At 72.4% G+C, this 5,537-nt stretch carries 10 protein-coding genes; 7 read left to right on the top strand and 3 right to left on the bottom strand.

The annotated features are described in order from the left end of the window. The coding region (locus ACWJ6R_RS28960; protein WP_449065268.1) for an APC family permease at positions 1-795 on the bottom strand (795 nt) is incomplete at its 3' end. A gap of 173 nt (positions 796-968) precedes the next feature. Beyond that, entirely contained in the window at positions 969-2,111 is a 1,143-nt protein-coding gene (locus tag ACWJ6R_RS28965) for a CobW family GTP-binding protein (protein ID WP_449065269.1), read from the bottom strand. A 118-nt stretch (positions 2,112-2,229) separates the two neighbouring features. Between ACWJ6R_RS28965 and rpmG the strand changes: the two genes are divergently transcribed. The 4 genes from rpmG to rpsN are packed head-to-tail and all read left to right on the top strand — an operon-like array spanning position 2,230 to position 3,179. Then, entirely contained in the window at positions 2,230-2,394 is a 165-nt protein-coding gene (gene rpmG / locus ACWJ6R_RS28970) for a 50S ribosomal protein L33 (protein WP_449065270.1), read from the top strand. 4 nt (positions 2,395-2,398) lie between these two features. Then, positions 2,399-2,644, top strand: coding sequence for a type B 50S ribosomal protein L31 (locus ACWJ6R_RS28975; protein WP_449065271.1), 246 nt, complete (start codon positions 2,399-2,401; stop codon positions 2,642-2,644). Continuing rightward, positions 2,644-2,880, top strand: coding sequence for a 50S ribosomal protein L28 (gene rpmB, locus ACWJ6R_RS28980; RefSeq protein WP_449065272.1), 237 nt, complete (start codon positions 2,644-2,646; stop codon positions 2,878-2,880). The genes ACWJ6R_RS28975 and rpmB overlap by 1 nt, the downstream gene beginning before the upstream one ends. Next, on the top strand, positions 2,880-3,179 hold the full coding sequence (gene rpsN / locus ACWJ6R_RS28985; protein WP_449065273.1) for a 30S ribosomal protein S14: 300 nt from the start codon (positions 2,880-2,882) through the stop codon (positions 3,177-3,179). The genes rpmB and rpsN overlap by 1 nt, the downstream gene beginning before the upstream one ends. Before the next feature lie 85 nt (positions 3,180-3,264). Here rpsN and ACWJ6R_RS28990 read toward each other — a convergent pair whose 3' ends face one another. Then, positions 3,265-4,227 carry a DUF5937 family protein gene (locus tag ACWJ6R_RS28990; RefSeq protein ID WP_449065274.1) on the bottom strand — a complete coding sequence of 321 codons (963 nt, stop codon included), beginning with the start codon at positions 4,225-4,227 and terminating at the stop codon, positions 3,265-3,267. Between the two features lie 216 nt (positions 4,228-4,443). Here ACWJ6R_RS28990 and ACWJ6R_RS28995 point away from each other — a divergent pair, with 216 nt between their 5' ends. The 3 genes from ACWJ6R_RS28995 to ACWJ6R_RS29005 form a co-directional block, all read left to right on the top strand. Beyond that, positions 4,444-4,785 carry a cupin domain-containing protein gene (locus ACWJ6R_RS28995; RefSeq protein WP_449065275.1) on the top strand — a complete coding sequence of 114 codons (342 nt, stop codon included), beginning with the start codon at positions 4,444-4,446 and terminating at the stop codon, positions 4,783-4,785. Positions 4,786-4,863: 78 nt separating this feature from the next. Then, the gene (locus tag ACWJ6R_RS29000) at positions 4,864-5,241 is read left to right on the top strand and encodes a DUF4267 domain-containing protein (protein WP_449065276.1); all 378 of its coding nucleotides are present in this window, start codon (positions 4,864-4,866) and stop codon (positions 5,239-5,241) included. Next, a partial coding sequence (locus ACWJ6R_RS29005) for a hypothetical protein (RefSeq protein WP_449065277.1) occupies positions 5,238-5,537 on the top strand: 300 nt, incomplete at its 3' end. The genes ACWJ6R_RS29000 and ACWJ6R_RS29005, both read left to right, overlap by 4 nt.

The following is a 5,537-nucleotide window of genomic DNA, read 5'->3' on the forward strand; positions in this document are numbered from 1 at the left end:
CTCGGCCACCGCCACCAGCGGCGCGCCCGCCGCCGCCAGGGCGTCACCGCCCAGCACGGCCAGCGCGGTGACCGCGACCGCCGCGTACACGATCAGCGTGATGCCCAGCGCCGCCGGGATGGCGCGCGGGATGGTGCGGGCCGGGTCGCGGACCTCCTCGCCCAGGGTGGCGATGCGGGCGTAACCGGCGAAGGCGAAGAACAGCAGCCCGGCCGCCTGCAGCACCCCGGCGAAGGAGGCGTCGGAGCCGATGTCCAGCCGCGTCGCCTCGGCCCGGCCCGACGACAGGACGACGGTGACCAGCGCGGCCAGCACCGCCAGCACCGCGGCCACGATCATCCGGGTGAGGCGGGCGGACTTGTGCACCCCGGTGTAGTCGACCGCGGTCAGCGCCACCACCGCCGCCACCGCGACCGCGTGCGCCTGCTCGGGCCAGACGTAGGACCCGACGGTCAGCGCCATCGCCGCGCACGAGGCGGTCTTGCCGACCACGAAGGCCCATCCGGCCAGGTAGCCCCAGAACGGACCCAGCCGCTCGCGGCCGTAGACGTAGGTGCCCCCCGAGGCGGGGTAGCGGGCGGCCAGCCGCGCCGAGGACGTCGCGTTGCAGTAGGCGACCACCGCGGCCAGCGCCAGGCCGAGCAGCAGCCCGGATCCGGCCGCCCGGGCCGCCGGGCCCAGCGCGGCGAAGATCCCCGCGCCGATCATCGATCCCAGGCCGATCACCACCGTGTCGGACGTCCCCAGGCGCCGCTGCAGCTCCTGCGGCGGATCGACGGTCGGACGATCGCTCATGGCATGCTCCTCCGCCTTCACGGCCTTACCGATGACGAGTACTGAAGCCCCGCCCCAGGCGTACCTGACGACGGCGCGCAGGCCGATGTCCGGACACCCGAGTTCAATGATCTCTTAGCCGACGTGGTCCACCCCGGGCAGGGGGTCGCTCTCGCGGGGCGTACGGCGGGGCTTCATGCGCTCTCCCGGAGAGCGAGAAAAGGGTCGAAGGGGTCGGGATAGGCCGCCCAGGCCGCGGGGCCCGCCTGCCGTTCCGCCTCGGTGAGCAGACAGGAGTCGAGCAGCGCGGTGATGCGGCCGGGGTCGAGGTCGGGTCCGGTGAAGACCAGGTGCTGCACACGGTCACCGTATTCGCCGTCCCAGTCCAGGGCGGCCGCCGTACGGCGGGCAGGGGGCACCGTCTCCCAGGCGGCTTCGGGAAGAGCGGCCAGCCATGGGCCGGCGTCCTCCACCGAGATGACGCCGGCCACCGCGTCCCAGGCGAGCAGGCGCTCGTGCCGGCCGGCCAGCCAGAACCGGCCGCGGGAGCGGACCGAGGCGGTGACCAGCTCGTCGACGGCCGTGAACAGGCGCGCCGGGTGCAGCGGACGCCGCCGACGCCAGACCACCGTGGTGATCTCGTCGGTGCGGGCGTCGACGGGCAGCCGGGCGGTGGCGGGGTCCACCCGCTCGGCCAGCTCGGCGGTGCGCACCGCGGTACCGCGGACCTCGGGCAGGGCGTCGATGCCGCGGACGGGGGTGAGCGGGGCGAGGTGGGAGAGCACCGCGCGGGCCAGCTCGTCGTCCTCGGCGTCACCGCCGTGCAGTACCAGGCCGGTGGCGTACTCGATCTGCCGGGCCAGCACCTCGGCCAGGTAGCGCCGGTCTCCCTCCGCCGCGGACCGGCCCGTCTCGGTCAGGGGGTCGCCCCGGGTGATGTCGATCGGCATGTGCGCGGCGTGCAGCGCGGTGAGCACCGAGGTCAGGCGCAGCACGTCGCGGGCCTCGTCGCAGTCGACGGCCTCGGCCACCGATCGGGGTTCGACCGCGTCCCACAGGTCCACGACCAGCAGGGAGGCGGTGGCGGCGCGCCGGATCAGCTCGGACAGCAGGTCCTCGCGCACGGTGCAGGTGACGCAGCCGTGCGCGAGCCGCACTTCGGCCAGGTCGAGGATGCCGGAGCGGTCGCGGACCACGCGCTCGATCCGGCCGCGGGCCGGCTCGCGCAGGTCGTGGTGGATCGCGACGGCGCCGGGGTGGTCGTGCAGCAGCCGGTCGACGGCGGCGGTGCGGGCCTGTGCGTGCAGGCCCGCGACGAGGACGACGGGGGTGGACACGGGGTCTCCTTCGCGGGGACGGGGACGGTCATGCTCCCGGCACGGGCCGGACGGGGATTGACGAAATGAAAACCGTTTCCATTATCATTGCATGGGTCAGCCACACGGAAGGAACCCCATGGCCCGAAACGACCTCCGCCCCGTGATCAAACTCAAGTCGACCGCGGGCACCGGCTACACCTACGTCACCCGCAAGAACCGGCGCAACGACCCCGACCGGCTCACCCTGCGCAAGTACGACCCGATCGTCCGACAGCACGTGCTCTTCCGAGAGGAGCGATGACCCCGTGAAGAAGGGCATCCACCCCGACTACCGCCCCGTCGTCTTCCGCGACCCGAGTGCGGACTTCGCGTTCCTGACCCGCTCGACGATCACCAGCACCAAGACCGTCGAGTGGGAGGACGGCAAGACCTACCCCGTCGTCGACGTCGACGTCTCCTCCGCCAGCCACCCCTTCTACACCGGCCGCACCCGCGTACTCGACACCGCCGGCCGCCTCCAGCGCTTCAACCAGCGCTACGGGAGGGCCTGATGTCCGCCCACTGCCAGCTCACCGGCACCGCACCGGTCTTCGGCAACCGCGTCTCCCACTCCCACCGGCGCACCCGCCGCCGGTGGAACCCCAACATCCAGCACCGCCGCTACTGGCTGCCCAGCGAGGGCCGGTTCGTCCGGCTCACGCTCAGCGCCAAGGCGGTCAAGACCGTCGACAAGATCGGCATCGAGGCCGCCGTCGCCCGCATCCGCACCCGGGGAGGAAAGGTCTGATGGCCAAGAAGAGCAAGATCGCGGCCAACGAGCGCCGCAAGGCCGTGGTGGCCCGCCACGCCGAGCGCCGCGCCGAGCTGAAGCGGATCATCCGCACCGGGAGTGCCGCGGAACGCGAGCAGGCCGTACGGGCGCTGGCCCGCCAGCCCCGCGACGCCTCCGCCACCCGGGTGCGCAACCGCGACTCCGTCGACGGCCGCCCCCGCGGCCACCTGAGCAAGTTCGGCCTGTCGCGCGTCCGCTTCCGTGAGATGGCCCACCGCGGCGAGCTGCCCGGCATCACGAAGGCGAGCTGGTGAGTGTGGCCGTGGCGAACCGTTCATGCGGGCATCGATCCGTCGGCGCACCGGTCCGGCAGGGAGCACCGGCCTCTCCCCCGGCCGGTCACGGTCGCGGAGAGGCCGCGTCCAGGAGAGCACGCCCCGCCTCGGTGAGCTCGTGCGTGGCCGTGCGACCGGCCCGGCTGCTCTCGATCAACCCGGCGTCTCGCAGGATCGCCAGGTGTTCGCTGGCCGTCGGGGCGGTGACGCTCACCAGCCTGGCCACGACGGTCGTCTGCAGCGGAGTGGTGAGCGCGGCCAGGATCCTCGATCGCGTCGTTCCCAGAAGCCGGTCAAGGGACCTCAGGGTGGGAGGCGCCGCCCAGAGGTACCGCCCGGACGCCGGGTAATAGATCGCCGGAGTCCAGTGGTCCGAGGTGGTGCACTGCATCCGGTCGGTGATGAACAGTGACGGCACGAGAATGAGCCCCTCGGGGCAGTCGACGTCGATGTCGACGGTTTTCTCGACGATGACGGTGTCGCCTTCGCACGCAGCGGAGTGGTGGAGGCGCGGAAGGACCGCGCGCAGCCCCTCCCGGTTGACCTGGATGGCCCGATCCAGCATCTCGGCACGCAGCGCCTGCCGCATGGACGGCCATTCCGGTTCCACCACCGCCTTCCAGAGGCGGCGCAGCGCATCGGCGGCCTCGGACCTGGCCCGGCCGGGGTCGTCCAGCAGCCGGCGGCTGATTTCCGCCCCGCGCCCCATCGCGGCGTCGACCAGCTCGGCGTACGTCTGGTCCGCCGGCGCGGCGAGGAGGGCGTCCATGCCCTCCTCGAACGTCGGCTCACCGGACATCGGCGATGGGTCGAGGAAGTCGGGTCGATACGCGCCATCGGCCATGAAGACGGTGAGTGCGCTCAGGTCCAGGCCCGAGAGGCGGTGGTGGCGGCGGCGAAGCCACGGGTGGAACATCGGGTGACGCTGCGGTTCGGTCAAGAGCCGGGCAAGGCTGACCACTTCGTGGATCGGCGACATCGCCCACCGCACGCTCGCCGCACCAGCACCCAATCGGTAGCGGATCACTCCCCTATTGTTAGGCCACCGCCGAAGTGAGCGCGAGCGAAGCGGCGGAGCCCCGAGACTCGGTTCATGACCGACACGGAGTCGATTGCCCGGTTTTCCCGGCAACCCGAGCGAGCCCGGCAACCCGAGCAAGCCCGGCAGACACGGACGATCCGGCTGGGCGCCGGCGGATCGACCATCGAAGTCCTCGCCGGGCCCGCGGAGACCGGCGGGACCATGAGCATCTACCGGTGGCGCATGTCGCCCTCCAGCCGGGGACCCGCCCCGCACTTCCACACGACCTTCAGCGAGACCTTCATCGTCGAGGAAGGTGAAGTCGACTACTTCGACGGGCGGGCTTGGCGGACACTGCTGCCCGGTGACACCGCGCATGCCCCCGTGGGCGGCGTCCACGCTCTGCGGAAGGAGCGTGCCGAACCCGCCGCCCTCCTCATGGCACTCTCGCCGGACGTACCCCGGGAGGAGTACTTCGCGCGGCTCGCCACCGTGAACGAGCGGGACCTGAGCCGACTTCACGGAGCCCACGACAACCACTTCGTCGACGACCGCGAACGGTGACGGCACCGGCGCGGCACACGCCCCGCCCCGCTATCTGGACCGCACTCGTACGACTGCTCCCGAGAGGCCGGACAACCCATGCTCACCACCATCGCCACCGCGCTCACCGGACTGATCGGCGCGGGCGTCATCTTCATGGGCGCCGGCGCCTTCCGGACGCCGCAGGCCGCGGCCGGTTTCGGCATCCCCGGCACGCCGACCGAGGACCGTACCTTCCGTGCCTGGCTGTCCGTCAAGGGTGTGCGCGACATCGCCGCAGGGCTCTTCATCCTCATCGTGCTGGCCGGCGGGACGACCCGCCTGCTGGGCTGGTTCATGCTGGCCGCCAGCGCCATACCCGTCGGCGACGCGGTGATCGTGCTGCGCAGCAACGGTCCCAAGGCGGTCGCCTACGGCGTCCACGGTGCCACCGCCGTGGTGATGCTGACGATCAGCGTGCTCCTGCTCATCGCGTGAACCACGTGGTCCGGCGGCCGAGGCTCTTCGATGCGATGCGGGGGCCGGCCTGGGTGGGCGAGGAGCACCTGGCCGACCTGCACATCGGGCACCTGCGGGTGAGGCCCGCCCCGCCGCAGGCCGGCCGGGTCCCGGGTGGTCAGCCGCTGCACGGGCACGCCCCCGCGGGCCGTACCTCGCGCACGTCGCCGCGGGCGTCCGTCTCCACCTGGCAGCAGGCCGTCAGCAGCGCCCGCAGCCGGGTCCGGGCCCGCTGGACGCGGGACTTCATCCCGGGCACCGACAGGCCGAGCCGG

This window comes from Planomonospora algeriensis, assembly GCF_977012225.1.